The 19,592-nt window shown below is 67.2% G+C and carries 17 protein-coding genes and 1 riboswitch; of the genes, 9 read left to right on the plus strand and 8 right to left on the minus strand.

The genetic code is table 11. From position 1 onward, the window contains the following. Positions 1-76 precede the first annotated feature (76 nt). Positions 77-562, plus strand: a complete 486-nt coding sequence (locus ACSQ9E_RS10195; RefSeq protein WP_436217655.1) for a hypothetical protein — start codon at positions 77-79, stop codon at positions 560-562. Between the two features lie 15 nt (positions 563-577). On the opposite strand, the gene ACSQ9E_RS10200 is transcribed toward ACSQ9E_RS10195, so the two are convergent. The 3 genes from ACSQ9E_RS10200 to ACSQ9E_RS10210 form a co-directional block, all read right to left on the minus strand. Next, on the minus strand, positions 578-2,041 hold the full coding sequence (locus tag ACSQ9E_RS10200; protein WP_436217656.1) for a PepSY domain-containing protein: 1,464 nt from the start codon (positions 2,039-2,041) through the stop codon (positions 578-580). Between the two features lie 9 nt (positions 2,042-2,050). Beyond that, entirely contained in the window at positions 2,051-4,207 is a 2,157-nt protein-coding gene (locus ACSQ9E_RS10205; RefSeq protein WP_436217657.1) for a TonB-dependent receptor, read from the minus strand. 81 nt (positions 4,208-4,288) lie between these two features. Beyond that, a riboswitch (cobalamin riboswitch) is annotated at positions 4,289-4,515 on the minus strand. A gap of 26 nt (positions 4,516-4,541) precedes the next feature. Then, positions 4,542-5,879 (minus strand): lytic murein transglycosylase, encoded by a 1,338-nt coding sequence (locus tag ACSQ9E_RS10210; protein ID WP_436217658.1) that lies wholly within the window; start codon positions 5,877-5,879, stop codon positions 4,542-4,544. A 66-nt stretch (positions 5,880-5,945) separates the two neighbouring features. On the opposite strand from ACSQ9E_RS10210, the gene sbcB reads away from it, so the two are divergent. The 3 genes from sbcB to ACSQ9E_RS10225 all read left to right on the plus strand — a co-directional run bounded on the left by sbcB (position 5,946) and on the right by ACSQ9E_RS10225 (position 10,680). Beyond that, entirely contained in the window at positions 5,946-7,385 is a 1,440-nt protein-coding gene (sbcB, locus tag ACSQ9E_RS10215) for an exodeoxyribonuclease I (protein WP_436217659.1), read from the plus strand. Positions 7,386-7,428: 43 nt separating this feature from the next. After that, positions 7,429-8,679 (plus strand): cystathionine gamma-synthase family protein, encoded by a 1,251-nt coding sequence (locus tag ACSQ9E_RS10220; protein ID WP_436217660.1) that lies wholly within the window; start codon positions 7,429-7,431, stop codon positions 8,677-8,679. Between the two features lie 108 nt (positions 8,680-8,787). Then, positions 8,788-10,680: a sigma-54-dependent Fis family transcriptional regulator gene (locus ACSQ9E_RS10225; RefSeq protein WP_436217661.1), complete on the plus strand. Its 1,893-nt coding sequence runs from the start codon at positions 8,788-8,790 to the stop codon at positions 10,678-10,680. 30 nt (positions 10,681-10,710) lie between these two features. Here the strand turns inward: ACSQ9E_RS10225 and ACSQ9E_RS10230 are convergent, their stop codons facing one another. The 3 genes from ACSQ9E_RS10230 to adh all read right to left on the minus strand — a co-directional run bounded on the left by ACSQ9E_RS10230 (position 10,711) and on the right by adh (position 13,570). Next, the gene (locus ACSQ9E_RS10230) at positions 10,711-11,514 is read right to left on the minus strand and encodes an isocitrate lyase/PEP mutase family protein (protein ID WP_436217662.1); all 804 of its coding nucleotides are present in this window, start codon (positions 11,512-11,514) and stop codon (positions 10,711-10,713) included. A gap of 116 nt (positions 11,515-11,630) precedes the next feature. Next, positions 11,631-12,038: a DUF779 domain-containing protein gene (locus tag ACSQ9E_RS10235; protein WP_057203280.1), complete on the minus strand. Its 408-nt coding sequence runs from the start codon at positions 12,036-12,038 to the stop codon at positions 11,631-11,633. 11 nt (positions 12,039-12,049) lie between these two features. Continuing rightward, positions 12,050-13,570, minus strand: a complete 1,521-nt coding sequence (gene adh, locus ACSQ9E_RS10240) for an aldehyde dehydrogenase (protein WP_436217663.1) — start codon at positions 13,568-13,570, stop codon at positions 12,050-12,052. Between the two features lie 356 nt (positions 13,571-13,926). Between adh and ACSQ9E_RS10245 the strand changes: the two genes are divergently transcribed. After that, positions 13,927-15,270 (plus strand): protein kinase domain-containing protein, encoded by a 1,344-nt coding sequence (locus ACSQ9E_RS10245; protein WP_436217664.1) that lies wholly within the window; start codon positions 13,927-13,929, stop codon positions 15,268-15,270. Positions 15,271-15,309: 39 nt separating this feature from the next. On the opposite strand, the gene ACSQ9E_RS10250 is transcribed toward ACSQ9E_RS10245, so the two are convergent. Next, a complete protein-coding gene (locus tag ACSQ9E_RS10250) occupies positions 15,310-15,756 on the minus strand; it encodes a VOC family protein (protein WP_436217665.1) in 447 nt (148 codons plus the stop codon). A 112-nt stretch (positions 15,757-15,868) separates the two neighbouring features. On the opposite strand from ACSQ9E_RS10250, the gene ACSQ9E_RS10255 reads away from it, so the two are divergent. After that, on the plus strand, positions 15,869-16,504 hold the full coding sequence (locus ACSQ9E_RS10255) for a TetR/AcrR family transcriptional regulator (protein ID WP_436217666.1): 636 nt from the start codon (positions 15,869-15,871) through the stop codon (positions 16,502-16,504). A 30-nt stretch (positions 16,505-16,534) separates the two neighbouring features. Here ACSQ9E_RS10255 and ACSQ9E_RS10260 read toward each other — a convergent pair whose 3' ends face one another. Beyond that, the gene (locus ACSQ9E_RS10260) at positions 16,535-17,137 is read right to left on the minus strand and encodes a hypothetical protein (RefSeq protein ID WP_436217667.1); all 603 of its coding nucleotides are present in this window, start codon (positions 17,135-17,137) and stop codon (positions 16,535-16,537) included. A 191-nt stretch (positions 17,138-17,328) separates the two neighbouring features. Here ACSQ9E_RS10260 and ACSQ9E_RS10265 point away from each other — a divergent pair, with 191 nt between their 5' ends. From ACSQ9E_RS10265 to ACSQ9E_RS10275, 3 genes are all read left to right on the plus strand, one after another. Beyond that, positions 17,329-17,973, plus strand: coding sequence for a hypothetical protein (locus ACSQ9E_RS10265; protein WP_436217668.1), 645 nt, complete (start codon positions 17,329-17,331; stop codon positions 17,971-17,973). A 162-nt stretch (positions 17,974-18,135) separates the two neighbouring features. Then, on the plus strand, positions 18,136-19,005 hold the full coding sequence (locus ACSQ9E_RS10270; protein WP_436217669.1) for a hypothetical protein: 870 nt from the start codon (positions 18,136-18,138) through the stop codon (positions 19,003-19,005). A 33-nt stretch (positions 19,006-19,038) separates the two neighbouring features. Beyond that, the gene (locus ACSQ9E_RS10275; RefSeq protein WP_436217670.1) at positions 19,039-19,503 is read left to right on the plus strand and encodes a hypothetical protein; all 465 of its coding nucleotides are present in this window, start codon (positions 19,039-19,041) and stop codon (positions 19,501-19,503) included. The last annotated feature ends 89 nt before the right edge of the window (positions 19,504-19,592 follow it).

Raw genomic sequence — 19,592 nt, forward strand, 5'->3', positions numbered from 1 at the left:
CGCCGTGGAGCGCGCGCTACATTGGGCGATTCGACCGCTCCCGCGCGGCCCCTTCTTTCGCCGAGGCACCGATACCATGGCACTGACCCGATTCACCGCATCGCTGATGCTGCTGCTGGGATCCACCCTGGTATGGGCCGCGCAGGCGAGCCCGACCGAATGCACTTCGGGTGTCCGGTTCACCGCCGCACAGGCAGAGATCGATGCCGCGCTCAAGACCGTGGGCGACGGGCCGCTGCGCAACCGGGCGCGCCTCGAATCCCAGCTCAAGGCCAGCGGGGCCACGCGCGGCTGGTCGCAGGAGCAGCAGGCCGAGATGCTGCGCAAGGCCTACAGCTCCGCAGGCTACTGGGCACTTGAGAAGGCCAAGCAGCCGCATGTGTCCACGCTCATGCAGGCCGTGACGGCAAGCTCCGGCCCCGACCCTCGGGTCTCCAAATGCACCGCCGCCAGGCAGGTGAAGGCCAGCGCCTGGGCCGTGGCCGACATCCATGGCCGCCAGTACGCCTATGTGGCCCGCGAAGTGGGGCTCATACAGGCCACACAGGCCAAGGCGCGCTGAACACCCGGCGGGCGGTCATTTCGCCAGCCGGCGCCAGCCAATCACCACGCCGGTGACCGACACGACGAGGCCCGCGAGCGACAGCACCCAGATCGCCAGGTACCAGGCTGGCGTCTTGAGGAACAGCGGAAAATCCAGGCTGTGCAGCCCGTTGAAGAGCCAGCGGCGCAGCCGGCTGTCTGAGGTGCTGGTGGACAGCAACTGCCCTGTGGCAGCGTCCACATGCAGCCAGGTGGCCGCGTCGTCGTGCAGCACGATCCGCCACACCGGCAGCACGGGCGGCACGTGGCGCGCATACCAGTAGCGGTCGGGCTCGGTCAGCAGCGCCGGGGTGTCCGCGGCGATGCCTGGGTAGCTTGCCGCGGTGGCCCTCGCCAGGTCCTCGGGCACGACCGCCACAGCCAGTCCGGTGGCGGCATCCACGCTGCGGCGCCCGCCCGCCGCATCCGACACCACCCACACCGGGCGGCCGGCATACCAGGCGGCCTCTACCGCCTTGGCGGGCGATGGGCCGCTGGCCAGCGTGCGCAGGCTTGGCAGCCCGTGCGTGAACTCCAGCCCGGCCTGTCCGAACTTCGCCGCCGCGTTGCCCGGCGTACTGTGCGACAGCCAGCGGTTGGGACCCATCGAGAACCAGCCGCTGAACACCCAGGTCAGGATGGCGATGCCGCCGATGAGGCCCAGCACATGGTGCCAGGCCAGAAAGCCCCGGTAGGGCGTGGCCGAATCGCCGCGGTATCGGCGGCGCAGGCGCACGCGCAGCACGCCCACGATGAGCCCGGTGCCGGCCGACACCATGGCCAGGCCCGAGGTCCACAGCACCAGTTGCCGCCAGAAGTCTGCATGCCGGCGGATGGGGGCGTAGGTGTAGTAGTGCAGCAGCGTGCCGAACAGTGTCCAGCGGCGCTCGAAGGCGCTGGTGTCGCGAACCACCTCGCCCGTCTTCTGCGACAGGTAGAGTTCCGTGCCTGCGCCGTCGTCGATGGCGACGCGGTGCAGCGGCCGCGCCTTGTCGAAGCTGTTGGCATTGGGCAGGGTCCACTGGTCATCGAAGCTGGTCTCCAGGTAGCGCGCCGTCGCCGAGCGGGCGAATCCGCGTGCAATGGCCTCGGCGCGTTCGGGCGTGACCGCGCTTAGCGGCGTGGCCGATGCAGAAGCCACGTGGTGGTTGCCCTTGACGTCGATGACGCGCCATACGGGCGCATCCAGGCTCGGCTCCAGCGCCATCCTGCGGGGTGCCGCCAGCTGGAGCTGCGCCAGCGCCTCGGCCGGTGTGACCGTCACCTGCGCGAGGTCCAGCACCGGCAGGCCATCGATGCGCTCCTGCGGCGTGAGCGCAGGAAAGCGCACATGCAGCATCACCAGCCCCGACACGAACCACAGCACGAACAGGATGCAGCCAGCGATGCCCAGCCAGCGGTGGGTGAAGTACAGCGCCCGCCGCAGCGGGCGCCACAGGGCGTGCAGCGCGGGGCTCACGCTGCGCAATCAGAAGCGCACATGGGCCGACAGCTCCGCCGAGCGCGGGCGGCCCAGGATCCACTGGTTGTTGCCGCTGTACAGCGTCTGCGCGTAGATGCGGTCCGTGAGGTTGTAGACATGCAGCGCCAGCACCGTGCCCGGGCGCACGGCCCAGCGCAGGCTGGCGTCGGCCACGGTGAAAGAGGCCGCGCTGCTGCTGTTGGCGTTGTCCACCTTGCGTGCGCCCACGTAGCGCAGGCCCAGGCCCGCCTCCCACGCGGGCAGGAAGGCCCAGGTCGCCCAGGCATTGGCCGTGCGCTCGGGCACGCCGGGCGGGGTGTTGCCGTTGCGCGAGACCACGCGGCCGCTGACGACTTCGTTGAAGTCATCGAACTTGGCGTCCAGCACCGCGGCGTTGAGGTCCAGGCGCAGCGTGCTGGTGGGTGCGTAAGACAGCGAGGCCTCGATGCCGCGCGACGACTGGGCGCCCACCTGCTGGAAGAGGTTGGGGTCCACCGCGTCGCGGATCAGCAGCTTCTTCTTCTCGATCCAGTACGCTGCCAGCGTGAACTCGCCCTTGCGGTCGTCGAACAGTTGCTTCCAGCCGACTTCGGCCTGCTTGCCCGTGGCCAGGTCGAACTGGCTTTGCTGGGCCGAGGTGTTGACCACGCCGCCCAGCGGGTCGGCAGCGGTCGAGTACTGCGCGTAGACCGACGTGGCCGGCGTGACCGCATAGACCGCGCCGATGCGGCCCGACAGGTGGTTGAAGCTCTTGTTCACATCGGGGTCGATGCGCTTCCCATCCTGCTTGCCGTAGGAGATCGAATCCCAGCGCAGGCCGGTGACCAGCGAGAGCTGCTTCGTGAGCTGCAACTGGTCTTCCACGAACAGCGCGCGCGTGTCGGTCTGCGCCTTGAACAGCTCGCCCACCGTCACGCCCGTGGTCGGGAAGTTGCCGGGCACGAACTGGTAGGGGTCGAGCGACTGCGCCGCCGCGCCGTCGCCGCGCATCTTGGCGTATTCGAGCCGGTTCACGTCGAAGCCCAGCGTGAGGGTATGGGGCAGGCCGGCGATGGGCTGCTTGAGCGTGGCGTCGAAGCGGTTGCCCACCTGGTCCAGCGTGTAGTCGATGCCGATGAAGCCCGAGCGCGTGATGCGCCGCGTGGCGGGCACGTAGGCATAGCCCTCGGCGTTGTTCCAGTGGCGGTCCGAGGCGATGCGGTACAGGGAGTTGCGCAGGGTAAGGGCCGAGGAGGGCGTCCACTCCGTGTCCAGGCGCGTCCACTGGTCGCGGAACTTCAGGTACGCATCGGCCACGTTGAAGTTGGCCTTGCGCAGTGCCGGGTCGATCTGGCCGTTGACCAGCGGAATGCCGAAGTAGTGCGCGGGCTCCTGGTTGCCGTAGTCGTGCGACAGCGTCAAGCGCAGGTCGGGCGTGGCATCGAAGCGCAAAGCGCCTGCGGCCACCAGCGACTTGGAGCCGCTGCGCTCCACATGGCCGTCCGAGCGGTTGTGCGACAGGTCCACCCGGTACGACCACTGCTCGTTGATGGCGCCGCCGCTGCCGAATGCCGTGCGCACTGTGTCCTGCGAGCCGTAGCCCAGGCGCAGCTCGTTGGAAATGGCGCCGCGCGTGGGCTTCTTGGGCACGGTGTTGATGGCGCCGCCGATGGCACCCTCGCCATACATGATCGAGGCGGGGCCGCGCAGCACCTCCACGCGCTCGGCCTGCCAGGGGTCGAACGGGAAGGTGACGGTGCCGCCCGAGACGTACTGGCGTGTGCCGTCGTACAAACGCATCACCGAGGTATTGCCGGCAAAGCCGCGCGCCACCAGGGCGCCATTGGCGGCCGAGGCCGTCTGCGTGATGCCGGTGGCGCGCGAGGCGGCGTCGGCGATCGACTGGTCACCGCGCTGGCGGATGGTCTCGCCCTCGAGCACCTCGATCGAGGCCGGCGTTTCCAGCGCCGTGAGGCCCAGCCGGCTGCCGGTGCTGGTGGGCGTGGTCAGCGTCTGGGGTGTTTCGATGAAGGCACCGGACTGCACGGTGACCGGGGCCAGTGTGGCGGTTTGGGCCTGTGCGCCAGTGGCAGCGGCCAGTGTGAGAACGGCACCGTAGAGGCACGAGAAATGGAAGCGCGCGGGCGCATGCCCGGCCGAGGGGCGGCAAAAGTGGGGATTCATGGAGCAACGGATACAGGGGCGTCCTCCCCGGCATCCCCGCCGGGTCTGGACTGAACGGTTCGCCGCACGCCATGGGCATGCCTGCAGACCACTTCGTTGGCCGGTATCCGGGCTGGGTGGAAAAAGCGTCCCTTGCCTTCCCAGGCGCCGTTGGCGCCCAGTGGCTTGATGAAGGATGCCGAGCCGTAAGGCTCTTCCACCGACCGTTGCGGGGGCAGCGCAGGTCAGGCTTGTTGCCAAGCCCTCCTGCTTCCCGTTGAACTGCGTTCCAGAAAAGGACCGCGAGCACCAACAGGGCTCGATTGTATGCGGTTGTTAACGGTCAGTGCTGCGTTCAGGGCGCTGCAAGCCGCTGCAGCAGCTCGGCAGTGGGGTAGCCATCGGCCACCGCACCAAGGCTCTGCTGGTACTGGCGCAGCCCGGCGCGCGTGGCCGGACCCATCACACCGTCGGGCGTGCCGGCGTTGAAGCCGCGCTGGTTGAGCAGGGTCTGTATCTGCTGCATCTGGCTGCGCGACAGCGGCGCGAGGTCGCGCGGCCAGGCGCTAGCCACGCCGCTGCCGCCGTCGATCTGGCGCGCCAGCAGGCCCACGGCCAGCGCATAGCTCACCGAGTTGTTGTAGCGCAGGATGGCGCGGAAGTTCGGCCCCACCAGAAAGGCCGGGCCGCGTGCGCCGGCCGGCGTGGCGATGGAGGCGGCCTCCAGCGCGGGCAGCGGTTGCCCGTCCACACCCTGCACGCCTTCGGCAGCCCACTGGGCAGCCGTCTGGCGCACCGTCTGCTCGGCACGCGCGTAGTCAAAGCCCGGCGGCAGCCGCACCTCCACACCCCAGGGCTGGCCGGCCTGCCAGCCCATGCGCGCGAGGAAGTTGGCGGTGGAGGCCGCCACGTCCGGGATGCTACCCCAGATATCGCGGTGGCCATCGCCGTCGGCATCGACCGCATAGGCCAGAAAGACCGAGGGCAGGAACTGCGTGTTGCCCATGGCGCCGGCCCAGGAGCCCACCATGCGCTCGTCGCTGATGTCGCCCTGGTCCAGGATGCGCAGGGCCGCCAGCAGCTCGCTGCGCGCCCAGGCCGCGCGGCGGCCTTCGAAGCCCAGCGTGGCCAGCGCATCGACCGCGCGGAAGCTGCCGAAGTTGCTGCCGTAGTTGCTCTCCATGCCCCAGATGGCGGTGATGATGGAGGAGGGCACGCCATAGCGCGTGGCTGCGGCGTCGATGGCCGCCTGGTGTTCGGCCCGCTTGGCCTGGCCCTGGGCGATGCGCTGGGCCGACACGGCGCTGTCGAGGTAGGCCCAGGGCGTGCGGTTGAATTCGGGCTGGGCGCGGTCGAGCTCGATCACGCGCGGCTGCAGCGTGGCATGGGCCAGCACCTGCTGCACGGTGGCCGGGCGGATGCCCGCAGCCAGGGCCTCGCGCGAGAAGCCGGCGATCCAGGCGGCAAAGCTGGCTTGCTCGGTATCCTGGGGCGCAGGGCTGGTAACTGAGGCGGGCGCCACCGACCTAGCGGGGGCCAGTGGTGCTGGCGTAGCTGCTGGCGAGAGAGGTGCGGGCGTTGTAGCGCAGCCTGACAGGGCGAGGGCGCAGGCCATGGCCCAAGCAGTCAGGGCAGGGCGGGGTGCGGCATGCATAAAGCGGCGGGCAAAATGGGGGGCAAGCGAAATGGGCATTCCCCATTGTCCCGTGCCCGGCATACTTGCGGGTTCCGGTGTTTCTGACCGTAGCAATTTCATTCCATGCATACCTTCCTCTGGCACGACTACGAAACCTTCGGCGCCAACACGCGGCGCGACCGGCCCGCGCAGTTCGCCGCCATCCGCACCGATGCAGACCTCAACGAGATCGGCGAGCCGCTGAACATCTTCTGCCAGCCGGCCAACGACTACCTGCCCGACCCGGTGTCGTGCCTCATCACCGGCATCACGCCCCAGCAGTGCCTGGAGCAGGGCATGCCCGAGCACGCGTTCGCCGCCCGCATCGAGGCCGAACTGGCCCGCCCCGGCACCATCGGCGTGGGCTACAACACCATCCGCTTCGACGACGAGATCACGCGCTTCATGTTCTGGCGCAACCTGATCGACCCCTATGCGCGTGAGTGGCAGAACCAGTGCGGCCGCTGGGACCTGCTGGACGTGGTGCGCATGACCTACGCCCTGCGCCCCGACGGCATCACCTGGCCCCAAAAGGAAGACGGCGCGCCGAGCTTCAAGCTCGAGCACCTGTCCAAGGCCAACGGCCTGCTGCACGAGGCCGCGCACGATGCCCTGTCGGACGTGCGCGCCACCATTGCCCTGGCGCGCCTCATCCGCCAGCACAACACCAAGCTCTTCGACTTCGCGCTCAGCCTGCACAAGAAGGACAGGGTGGCGGCCGAGCTGCGCCTGCCGGCCACGGCCATCACGGCCAAGCCGTTTTTGCACGTCTCGGGCATGTTCCCGGTGGAGCGTGGCTGCCTGGCCGTGATGTGGCCGCTGGCCAGCCACCCGACCAACAAGAACGAGCTGATCGCCTGGGACCTGGCGCACGACCCAACCCCGCTGGCCAGCATGGGCGTGGAGGAGATCCGCCTGCGCATGTTCTCGCGCGCGGCCGACCTGCCCGAGGGCGTCACGCGCCTGCCCATCAAGACCATCCACCTGAACAAGTCGCCCATGGTGGTGGGCAACGTGAACACGCTCACGGCCGAGCGCGCCCGGCACTGGAACATGGACCTGCCCCAGGCCGCCCAGCACGCCGAGATCGCGCGCGTGCTGCCCGACATGAGCGGCATCTGGCCCCAGGTGTTCGCCCGGCCCGAGGAGCCCACGCCCGACGTGGACCAGGACCTGTACGGCGGCTTCGTGGGCAACGGCGACCGGCGCCAGCTCAACGACATGCGCGCCATGAGCGGCGAGAAGCTGGCCCGCACGCGCCCTTCGTTCGACGACCCGCGCTTGAAGGAGTTGCTGTGGCGCTACCGTGCGCGCAACTTCCCCGCCACCCTCTCGCCCGAGGAGCAGGAGCGCTGGGAGGTGCACCGCGCCGCCTGCCTCTTCGATGGTGCCGGCGGCGCCCGCACGGTGGAGCAGCTGTTCACCGAGATCGACAAGCTGTCAGAGACCGCTGACGACGACCGCACCCAGGACATCCTGGGCGCCTTGTACGATTACGCCGAACACATCGCACCCGAGCGCTGAGAACCCTCCTTTTTTCACACCTGCAGAGCAGGCCCGCATTCCCATGAGCAGCAGCAACGACAAGCCCACCCGCCAGTTCACCACCCAGATCGTGCACGCCGACCGCCTGGCCGGCACCGAGTACGGTGCGGTGCACCAACCCATCCACACTTCGGTGCAATACGGCTACGAGAAGGTGGAAGACCTGATTGGCGTGTTCCAGGGCACGATCAAGGGCGGGTTCAACTACGCCCGACAGGGCACGCCCACCACGGCGGCGCTCGAAGCCAAGGTCACGCAGATGGAGCGCGGCCAGGGCTCCATCGTGTTTTCGACCGGCATGGCGGCCGTCTGCGCGGTGTTCCTCACCTTGCTCAAGGCGGGCGACCACCTGCTGGCCAGCAAGTTCGTCTTCGGCAACACCAACAGCGTGTTCGGCACCCTGGCCGACCTGGGCGTGGAGGTGACCGTGGTGGACGTGACCGACGCCGCCCAGGTGGCCGCCGCCGTGCGGCCCAACACGCGCATGGTGTTCGTGGAGACCATCGCCAACCCCGGCACGCAGGTCCCCGACCTCGAAGCCATCGGCACCCTGTGCAAGGAGCGCGGCCTGCTCTACGTGGTGGACAACACCGTCGCCTCGCCCTACCTGTTTCGCCCCATCACCGTGGGCGCCGGCCTGGTGATCAACTCGCTGACCAAGAGCATCGGCGGCCTGGGTGATGCCCTGGGCGGCGCGGTCACCGACACCGGTTTGTTCGACTGGAGCAGCTACCCCAACATCTTTGCCCCCTACCGCAAGGGCGACGCCAAGGGCTGGGGCCTGCAGCAGGTGCGCAAGAAGGGCCTGCGCGACATGGGCGGCATGCTCTCGTCGCACGCGGCACACCAGATCGCGCTGGGCGCCGAGACCCTGGCCCTGCGCATGGACCGCACCAGCGCCACCGCCCTGGCCCTGGCCCAGTGGATGGAGCAGCACCCCGCCATCGCCCGCGTGCATTACCCGATGCTCGAATCGCACCCGCAGCATGCGATCGCGCGCAAGCACTTCAAGGCCGGTTCGTGGCTGCTGGCCTTCGAGTTGCGCGATGCCGACCAATGCCTGTCTTTTTGCAACCGCTTGCAACTGCCGATCAAGGCCACGGGCCTGGCCGACACGCGCACGCTGATCATCCCCGTGGCGCACACCATCTTCTGGGAGGCGGGCCCCGCCGTGCGCGCCAACATGGGCATTGGCGACGGCATGATCCGCCTGTCCGTGGGCCTGGAAGAGATCGAGGACTTGCAGGCGGACTTCGCCCAGGCCCTCGCTTAAATGCCCCCGATGCCAGCCTGCCGGTGCAAGCTGGCGTAAGGCCGGCATGCTAAGGTTTCCTCAAACGCCGGGCAGCGCTGACTGCCACGGTCGCAAGGAGACAAACCCATGCACCTGGAGCAAGCCGCCCTGACGGCACCGCAGGACCTGATACCGCGTGCCCACGCGCGCTCGGCCGCCTACGGCCTGCGCGCGCAGGACGTGATGGATGCCATGCCCCTGGCCCGTGCCGACCTGCAATGCACGCTGCAGCGCAACCAGTTGCTGGCCGACCATGCGCTGCCGGTGATGGAGACGCTGTACCACCAGATCGCCGGCACCCACAGCATGGTGCTGCTCACCGACCCCGAAGGCGTCATCCTGCATGCGCTGGGCGATGACGATTTCGTGGCCCGCGCCGACCGCGTGGCCCTGCGCCCCGGCGGCGTGTGGACCGAGGAGCGCAAGGGCACCAATGCCATCGGCACCGCGCTGGCGCTGGGCCAGGGGGTGCAGGTGCATGCCGGCCAGCACTACCTGCGGGCCAACCAGTTCCTCACCTGTTCGTGCGTCCCCATCCTCGACCCGCAGGGCAGGGCGCTGGGCGCACTGGACGTGAGCGGCGACCACCGCAGCCAGAGCAAGCACACCATGGCGCTGGTGCGCATGTCCGCCCAGATGGTGGAAAACCACCTCTGGAACCAGGTGCACGCCGACGCGGTGCGCCTGCACTTCCATGCGCGGCCCGAGTTTCTGGGCACGCTGGTGGAGGGGCTCGCGGCCTTCAGCACCGACGGGCGCTTTCTCTCGGCCAACCGCAGCGGGCAGTTCCAGCTGGGCCTGTCGCACAGTGCGCTGCAGGCCCATACCTTTGCCTCGCTGTTCGGGGTGGACATGGCGAGCGTGCTCGACCATGGCCGCAGGGCACCTGGCGCGCTGCTCACACTGCGCCTGCCCGGTGGCGTGGCGGTGATGGCCCGGCCCGAGGTCCGGCCGCAGGCCGAGCGCCTGTGGTCCGGCGGTGCAACCGAGCCAGCCCGGGCCCCCGTCCAGGTGCGGACTGCCCGTTCGACAGGGCTCTCGGGCCTGCGCTACCTCAACACCGGCGACCCCGCGCTGGCCCAGGCGATTGACCGCGTCACCAGGCTGCTGGGCCGTGACATCGCCACCTTGATCCTGGGCGAGACCGGTACCGGCAAGGAGCTGCTGGCCCGCGCCATCCACCACGACGGGCCACGGCGGCAGGCGCCGTTCGTGGCGGTCAACTGCGCGTCCATCCCCGAGTCGCTGATCGAGTCCGAGCTGTTCGGTTACGAGGAGGGCGCCTTCACCGGCGCACGGCGCAAGGGCAGCCCTGGCAAGATCGTGCAGGCCCACGGCGGCACGCTGTTCCTCGACGAGATCGGCGACATGCCGCTGGCCTTGCAGGCCCGCCTGCTGCGCGTGCTGCAGGAGCGTAGCGTGGCTCCGCTGGGCGGCACGCGCCAGGTCGAGGTGGACATCCAGGTCGTCTGCGCCACCCACCGCAACCTGCGCGCGATGATGGCCGACGGCAGCTTTCGCCATGACCTGTACTACCGCTTGAACGGCCTGGTGGTGCGCCTGCCCGCGCTGCGCGAGCGCAGCGACCTGGCCGCCATCGTGCAGCGCATTTTGCAATCGGGCACAGAGTGCGCTGCGCCGCCGCTGCCCGTGTGCCCCGAGGTCATGGACCTGTTCACACGCTGTGCCTGGCCCGGCAACCTGCGCCAGCTGACCAATGTGTTGCGCACGGCGGCGCTGATGGCCGAGGGCGATACCACCATCCGGCGCGAACACCTGCCCGAGGATTTCCTGGAGGAATGCGAGGAGGTTGCATCGCTCGCACCCGCACCCGCCGCGCAGCCCCTGCAGGCCATCACCGCCGCTGCCATCGCGCAGGCCCTGGCCGCGCAGGGCGGCAACGTGTCGGCGGTGGCACGTGCGCTGGGCGTGTCGCGCAATACCGTGTACCGGCACCTGCGCGCCCAGGCGGCGGGCTGAAGCGCGCGGCCCCGTGGCAGCGCGGGCCTTTCAGGGGCCGCTGAAGAGGTTCTGCATCTGCCCGTAGGGGATCTGCCCCTGCAACTTGTCGGACTCGCCCCCTTGCAGAAAATCCGTCGCCAGCTTCGCGGCATGGCCCCACAGCACCTGCGGGATGCCGGAGCCCGCGCTGAGCCGCTTCACCCCCAGGGCCTGCAGCTGCGTGGCGTTGGCCAGGCCACCCCAGGCCATCAGGTTCAGCGGCAGGTCGACACCGGCCACGACGGCCTGGATCTGCGCGGCATCGGTCAGCCCAGGCACGAACAGGCCATCGACGCCCGCGCTGCGGTACAGCGTGCCGCGCGCGATCGCTTCTTCGACCTGGCTGCCCTCATCGACCAGCCGTGCCAGCACGACGTCCGTGCGTGCGTTGACGAACAGGTCCAGCCCGTCCTTGGCCAGCCGCTCCCGGATCGCCTCGGCCTTGCGTGCGAGCAGCTCAGCGGGCTTGCGCCCGTCTTCCAGGTTGATGCCGGCAACGCCCACCTCGGCCAGCCGCGCGGCCAGGTCCGCGACCTGTGCAGGGTCGTCCGAATAGCCGTCTTCCATGTCCACGGACAGGGGCACCTGCAGCACCCGCACCAGGTTCTTGGCGTACGCCAACACCACCTCGACGGGCATTGCATAGCCGTCGGCATACCCCTGCGACCAGGCCACGCCTGCGCTGGTCGTGGCGATGGCCCTGGCCCCCAGGCTCTCGAAGAGCCTGGCGCTGGCGGCATCCCAGGCATTGGGCAGGCGCAGCAGGGTGCCATTGGCGTGCAGCCTGCGGAACGTGGTGGCATGTGCGGTCACAGGGTCTCCTTCGGTAGGTGTTGGCGCGAGCATACCGCCGGTGGGCCTTGAAGGCATGGCCAGGGCACTGGATGAAGCCCGCCTGGGATGCTTTGTGCCCCCAGGCGGGCGTCGTGTCAGGCCACCGGGTGGAGTTTCAGCAGCTCCGATTCGGCTTCGCTGAACAGCCGCGAGCGGATCAGAAAGCGCAGGCCCGTGGGCCGCTCCAGCGAGAACATGCCGCCCCCGCCGGGCACCACGTCGATGGTCAGCTGCGTGTGTTCCCACACGGCGAACTGCGGTCGGCTCATGTAGAAGGGCTCGCCAGCCACATACCCGAGCAGCACGTCGGAATCGCCGGTCATGAACTCGCCGCGTGCAAAGCACATGGGCGCGCTGCCATCGCAGCAACCGCCCGACTGGTGGAACATCAGCGGGCCGTGCTGCGCATGCAGCCGTGCGATCAGTTCCAGGGCCGCAGGCGTGGCCGTGACGCGGACCGGTGGGTCCGTGCCATGGCCTTGCCGGGGTGCCTCGTGGGCCATGCTGCGCGGGCTCAAAAGAAGCCCAGGGGCGCCTGTGTGTAGCTCACCAGCAGGTTCTTGGTCTGCTGGTAGTGGTCCAGCATCATCTTGTGGTTCTCGCGGCCGATGCCCGACTGCTTGTAGCCGCCGAAGGCCGCGTGGGCCGGGTACTGGTGGTAGCAGTTGGTCCACACGCGCCCGGCCTGGATGCCCCGGCCCATGCGGAAGGCGCGGCTGCCGTCGCGGCTCCACACCCCGGCGCCAAGGCCGTACAGCGTGTCGTTGGCGATTTCCAGCGCTTCTTCCTCGGTCTTGAAGGTGGTGACCGACAGCACGGGCCCGAAGATTTCCTCCTGGAAGATGCGCATCTTGTTGTGGCCCTTGAACACCGTGGGCTTTATGTAGTAGCCGCCGGCCAGGTCACCTGCGAGGTGGTTGCGCTCGCCGCCGATCAGGCACTGCGCGCCTTCCTGCTTGCCCAGGTCCAGGTAGGAGAGGATCTTTTCGAGCTGTTCCTGCGAGGCCTGCGCGCCGATCATGGTGCCTTTGTCCAGCGGGTGGCCCTGCTTGATGGCGGCCACGCGCTTGAGCGCCCGTTCCATGAAGCGCTCGTAGATCGATTCCTGGATCAGTGCGCGGCTCGGGCAAGTGCAGACCTCGCCCTGGTTCAGCGCGAACATGGCAAAGCCTTCGAGTGCCTTGTCGAAGAAGCCGTCGTCGGCGTCCATCACGTCCTCGAAGAACACGTTGGGGCTCTTGCCGCCCAGCTCCAGCGTCACGGGGATGATGTTCTGGCTGGCGTACTGCATGATCAGTCGGCCCGTCGTCGTCTCGCCCGTGAAGGCGATCTTGGCGATGCGCGGGCTGCTGGCCAGCGGCTTGCCGGCTTCCAGGCCGAAGCCGTTGACCACGTTGAGCACGCCGGGCGGCAGCAGGTCGCCAACGATCTCCAGCAGCACCAGGATGGAGGCGGGCGTCTGCTCCGCAGGCTTCAGCACCACGCAGTTGCCGGCGGCCAGGGCCGGGGCCAGCTTCCACACCGCCATCAGGATCGGGAAGTTCCAGGGGATGATCTGCCCCACCACGCCCAGCGGCTCGTGGAAGTGGTAGGCCATGGTGTCGTGGTCGATCTCGCTGATGCCGCCTTCCTGCGCACGGATGCAGCCTGCGAAGTAGCGGAAATGGTCGATGGCCAGCGGAATGTCGGCCGCCATGGTCTCGCGCAGCGGCTTGCCGTTGTCGATGGTCTCGGCCACGGCAATGGTCAGCAGGTTGGCCTCCATGCGGTCGGCGATTTTCAGCAGGATGTTGGCGCGGTCCGTGGTCGAGGTCTTGCCCCAGGCGGTCTTGGCCTTGTGCGCGGCGTCGAGTGCGGCGTTGATGTCCTTGTCGTTCGAGCGCGGGATGGCCGTGAACACCTGGCCGTTGATGGGCGAGCTGTTCTCGAAATACTGCCCGTCGATGGGGGCCACCCACTGGCCGCCGATGTAGTTGCCGTACTGCTTCTTGTAGGGGTTGGCGATGCCGAGGCTCGCGATTTCTGCCATGTTCATGTGCTTGTCTCCTGCGGTGGTTGGGATGTGCCAGGCGCCGCTGCCAGTGCCTGTACCCCCTGCAGAGCGCAATGCCCGTGCCAGCGGCGTGCGGGGCAGGGTGCTGTGGTCGGCGAAGGCGCACCAACCCAATGCCCATGCGGCTTGCGCCCCCATCGGCGGGTGTGTGCCGGCAGCGGCTGGCGCGCCATGCCGGTGTGCCATGGCACACCCGTTGTTCCACAACGGAACAGCGCAGGTGGCACAGCCCTGCACACATGGCAGTCGCTTGCGTGCGAAATGCCCGCCTTGGAGCCCGGGGCGTGGTTGCGGGCCGCTGGTTTTGCCACAATGAGGGCATCGCCACCCGGATACCCATGACCGCTACCCCCACCACCATTCCCGCCACCATCGGCAAGTACCGCATCGAGCGCGAGCTCGGGCGCGGTGCCAGCGGCATCGTGTACCTGGGGCTCGACGGGTTCCGCGGCAAGCGCGTGGCCATCAAGCAGATGCATGCCCACCTGCTGGCCCAGCCCGACCAGGCCGAGCGCTACCGCCGCCTGCTGCGCAACGAGGCGGCCATGTCCGGCCGGCTCAAGCATCCCCACATCGTGCGCCTGCTCGACGCCGACGAGGACGCCGCCCAGCCCTACCTGGTGCTCGAATACGTGGACGGCCAGCCCCTGGCGGCCCATGCCCGGGCCGATGCGCTGCTGCCCGTGCCCCAGGTGCTGGACATCGCCTTCAAGTGCTGCAATGCGCTCGAATACGCCTACCGCGAAGGCCTGGTACACCGCGACATCAAGCCCGCCAACCTGATGCTGGCCGCCAACGGCGACGTCAAGCTCACCGACTTCGGCGCCGCGCTGTCGCTGCGCAGCGATGCCACGCAGCTGTCGGGCATGGTGGGCTCGCCCTCGTACATGTCGCCCGAGCAGGTGCGCGAGGAAGATTTGACGCACCACAGCGACATGTTCTCGCTGGCCATCGTGGTGTACGAGCTGCTCACCGGCCGCCGCCCGTTCGACGGCGAGACCGACTTCGCCACGCTCTACAAGATCAGCCACGAAGAACCCACGCCCCCGAGCCTGCTGCGCGCCTCGCTGCCCGGGCATGTGGATGCCGTGCTGCTTCGCGCGCTGTCCAAGAAGCCGGCCGACCGCTTTGCCACCTGGGGCGACTTTGCCCAGGCGCTGCTCGACGCCCACCGCGACCTGCCGCGCCAGCGCTCGCAGGACACCGAGGCCGAGCGCTTCGGCCGCCTGCGCGAGCTGCCCTTCTTTGCCGATTTTCACGACGTGGCGCTGTGGGAGCTGATGCGCCTGGGCAACTGGCGCCGGCTGGAGCAGGGCACCGTGCTCATGCGCGAAGGGCAGCCCGGCGACTCGTTCTGCATCCTCATCGAGGGCCAGGTGACCGTGAGCCGCCAGGGCTGGACGCTGAGCACCCTGGGCGCGGGCGTGACCCTGGGCGAGATGACCTACCTGCGCCCCGACAACCGCCAGCGCACCGCCACCGCCGTGGCCGAGACCGAGGTGTTGGTGCTCAAGATCCGCAACCCCGCGCTGCGCGAAGCGTCGGAAGACCTGCAGTCGCGCTTCGACAAGGCCTTCATCAAGCTGCTTGTGGGCCGGCTGATCGCCGCCAACGATCAGATCGCCGAATGGGACATGGTGGCCGGGCAGGTGTTTGCACCCGAAGGGCCTGACGGCAACTGAGCGGATTGGTCGCGGGCGAGGCGGCGGGCGCCCGCAAAGTCACTTCACATAATCATCCCAGAAGCCAGGCGCAGGCTCGGCCTGCTCCACGATGTCAAGCACCAGGCCCGACGGGTCGCGCACCTGAAAGCGCACCTGGCCCCAGGGCTCGTGCTGCACGGCGTAGGCGATCTCCACGCCGGCCGCACGCAGGCGGGCTTCTTCGCGGCGGGCATCTTCCACCTGCAGGGTGAGCAGCAGGCCCTGGCCGCTGAAGACCTCTGGGCCCGGCGGGCGCGAGGGGTGGTCGGGCGCCATGAAGGCGATCGATGTCGCGCAGCCCTCGGTGCTGCCGCGCGACAGCAGCACGAACCACGAGGCCTCGAACACCACCTCGAAGCCCAGGTGCTGCACGAAGAAGTCGCGCGAGGCGTGGACGGTGGCGGTGGTGACCAGGGGATAGGCCGAGGTCAGTTGCGAAAGGGTGGCAGGGGAGAGGGTGGGCATGGGGGCTCCTGTGGCGCGGATGGGATGGACCGCAGAGATCAATCAGGTACATACTGTCTGTATGTTCAATTAAATATAGATACGTACAGTCTGTATGTCAACAGGAAAATCCATGTCCACCCCCGCTGCGGGCAACCGGCGACTGGAGCAGGGCGCCCAATCACGCACCCGGCTCATCGCGGCGGCGCGCACGCTGTTCGAGCAGGACGGCTATGCCGCCACCTCCACCGAGGCGCTGTTGGTGGCCACGGGTCTCACACGCGGCGCGCTGTACCACCACTTTCGCGACAAGAGGGACTTGTTCTTGGCCGTCTGCGAGGCCGTGCATGCCGAGCTCAGCGCCGCCATTGACGGGGCGGCCGATGGCCAGGCTGCCCCACCGGACCAGCTATTCGCGGGTGCGCTGGCCTGGATCGATGCCGTCTCCCACCCCGGCCCGCGCCAGGTGCTGCTGATCGACGGCCCCTCGGTGCTGGGCGCGCAGGCCTGGGCAGAGCTTGACGGGCGCCATGGCTACCAGCAGCTGCACGCCGTGGTCGCCCAGATCCTGGCGCCGCTGGGTCTGGCCCCTTTGGAAGTGGATGCCTGCGCCTCTGCCCTGAACGGCGCCATCAACGAATTGGCCAGATGGCTCGCACGCCACCCGGCCGACGGGCATCCCGGCGCACGCGATGCGGTCATCGCCGCCCTGCAGCGGGTGTGTGCCAACGTACTGCCGTTGGCTGAAAAGAGGGAGAAAGGCGCCTGACTATGCCTGTCTGCAGGCCGGCCAGGCTCTTCAGGCCCGCCAACCGATCGCCAGCTGCATGGTTGGGCTCGAGTAGATGCTGCGTTTTTTGGCCCGGCAGGCAACCGGCCGTACCCGCCACCAGGCTACCCGCCGGCTCCGCGCACGCAGAATGGTTTCGATGCGCTGGTTCAGGTCCGTTTCTATCTGGCCCCGGCTGGCGCAGGCATAGGCCTCGCGACGGGTCACCATGCCGTAGAGGTTGCGCCCGCGAAACGCGGTGGCACACAGGTGATTGACCTGCAACGTGCCTTCCTCATTGGGCTGCATCCGGTAGGTGGCGAACAGTTCCGACTGGGCCATGCCCCCGACGACCGAGCCGTTCCAGGTGCCGCAATCGCAGAACTCGGGAACGGAAAGCGCCCTGGGCTTGCTCTTGAGCTCGCCCAGCTCTGGCGTGATCGATGCAGTGGCATAGCCAGCGGACTCGAAGGCCGTCTTGGCGGCATCGAGCACGGCGGGCACGTCCTTTCTCTTGACCTGCCAGACCTTTGCCTGCGGGGTGTGCTTGGCCGCGACCGGCCTGTCCACCGGCGAGAACGCGCAGCCGGTTGCGAGCACCGCGACGGCGCAGATGGCCAGGATCTTGGTCATGAACATCATCGTTTCCCTCTCTCCTGTTGAAATGGTTCTGTGGCCGCTGAAATCGGTGGGACTCTCGGTGCTTATGTGCTACTACTTGTTAATGAGTGGGCATCTTTCGCCGTCCTGACCGCCGTGGGCCAGCAGGCCGGGGCGGCGGTCGACTTGGCGCTGCGGATGCCTGGCAGTAGGGCGAGAACTTCGTGGACAAGCCGCTCAATGCGGCCGGCCTGGGCGTGGAGATGCGCTTGGCTGCACTCGATAACCGGGTGCTGGCGGCCATGCGGACCTTCGGGCATGAGCGGCTCAACAACGTGGCGGCCGAGGCGATCAGCAAGATCGGGCAGCAGCTCGGCCTGGTCAACATCGGCAGCGTGACGCCCTTTGCCGCGATCAAGGCCGTGCAGCGGCTCCTGGGCAATGACACGCCGAGGCGGGCCAGCACCATCGCGGTCACGGAGGTAGGCCGGGCCTTTGCCGTGGCGTCGCAGGAGCGCCTGGTGCAGGCCGCGCCACTGGTGCCTGGTCTGGGCAAGCAATGGCGCCGCAGCGGCAAGGTACACAGCCGCTGGTCGCATGACCTGATGGACGGCCAGGTGGTGGATGCGGACAAGCCCTTCCTGGTCCCCAACCCGGGCGGCGGTATCGACAAGATGCAGTGCCCCCACGATCTCAAGGCGGCGGTGGAGCAGGTGGTCAACTGCGGGTGCGTTGCGCTGCCGTACCTCAAGAGCTGGGCGGTGGCCACCCCCGGGGCCAAACCATTCAGCGAGCTGGAGCTGCAGCTCGACAGGCGCAAAGCCCAGCTCGATCAGGACGCCAAGCGGGCCGGTCGGCGGCAGGAATGAGAACGCCCGGCGGGGCCGGGCGGTAGAACGCTTTAAACCCGGTCCAAGCGGGAACCCTAGCTAAATTTCCCGACGAGGGCCGCGCCGGGCGATTTAACGGGGCTTTCAAGGGGTGTTTGTGTTGTAGGCTTCCTCTCGTATTCAGAAATAGAGGGAGGAAGCGTGAATTTGAAGAAATGGTTGACTAAGCATCGCTCGACGATCACAAGGCAATTTTTAGGCACTCTTGGGTTGGTCGTCTTCGTCTGTCTGCTTTGGTTTTTATGGGGGGTATTAGGGGTCTCGCTGTTCAAGCGCTGGATATGCCCGGAAGCCGGTGCATGTGAGGCGCTCGGACAGGTGGGGGATATCTTCGGGGGCATCAATGCATTGTTCGCAGCGGTAGCATTGGCGGCCATTGCTTACAGCACCGATGCCAGTAGCAGAGCCTTCAGGCAAGAGCAGCAGCGCACTCATGACGTTGACTACCTAGAGCAGATCCGGAAGTCTTACGAGTGGGCGTATAGGGCGCTATCCGAAGAAGGGGTCTCCCCTGAGCGAGAACTGCGTCGACGAGGGTGGCTCGTTTGTGCTAGGCACCTGCTGGCCGCTGACGATTTGGCATTGGCAATCAAAACCCCCGCGTACAAAACTATTCAGCGCGAGGAAGAGCTTTATTGGCGTGAGAAGTTTCGCAGAGTGCTAGCCGCACCGGAATTGGCAGTGCCGACTTTCTTTTCGCTTGTCACCAACAAAGCAGAGTTTGCGGGATCAGATATTGACATGAAGCCCGCAATGATCGTTGTGCGCTTCGGGATCTGGAATCGAGGGGCATTGAATCCACTCATTGAAGTGGACAGAAACGAATTGATGAACTGGCTGGAGGAAGCGCCAAGTACTAGCGCTGTGCGTGGGCTTAGAGGTTATCTGCGCGAGTTCCCAGGCCTCATTGAGCAATGGACCGAGCACAGACTGGCTTCTGGGCTACCGCAACCCAGTCAACTTAGACCTAAGCAGGCCGACCCAGTTGGATGGCCGACAGAAGGCAGTTGAGCATAGCCGTATCAAATTTTCTGGAGAAGCATCTTGGACCCACATTGGACTGCATATGCCACGGCACTAATGACTCCGATAGTCGCCGGTTTCGGCCTATGGATTGCATACCAGCAATGGAAAACTGCGGGCGACAAACTCAGGCTAGAGTTGTTCGACAGGCGCGAAGCGATTTACATCGCCGCAACAAAGTCAATTGGACTGGTGATGATGCACGGCCATCACTCGCAGGCCGATGAAGGAGAATTTCTGCGCGGAACAGCAAGTGCTCAATGGCTATTGGGCGGAGAGGTTATAAGCTATTTTGACAAGGAGTTGTGGGCCAAACTGGTGGAGCTGAGCAGCCTACAATCACAACTTCAAGGGGCTGTGGGAGAAGAGCGGACACGGCTGCTGAAGGAGCAACTTGAATTGAAGAAGTGGATTGTTGCGCAGCATGGAAGACTCGAAGAGTTATTCATGCCTTACCTCGGATTTCAGCATCTGCAGGGGAAGTGATTTAGGAATTCGTACTTACTCAGTTCGATTTGAGGCGCATGTCAAAACGATTGGTGATAACCTAAAGCCGCCCCTTCCACATTTCAGGC

Source organism: Acidovorax sp. LjRoot118 (assembly GCF_964253575.1).
GTDB lineage: Bacteria > Pseudomonadota > Gammaproteobacteria > Burkholderiales > Burkholderiaceae_C > Acidovorax.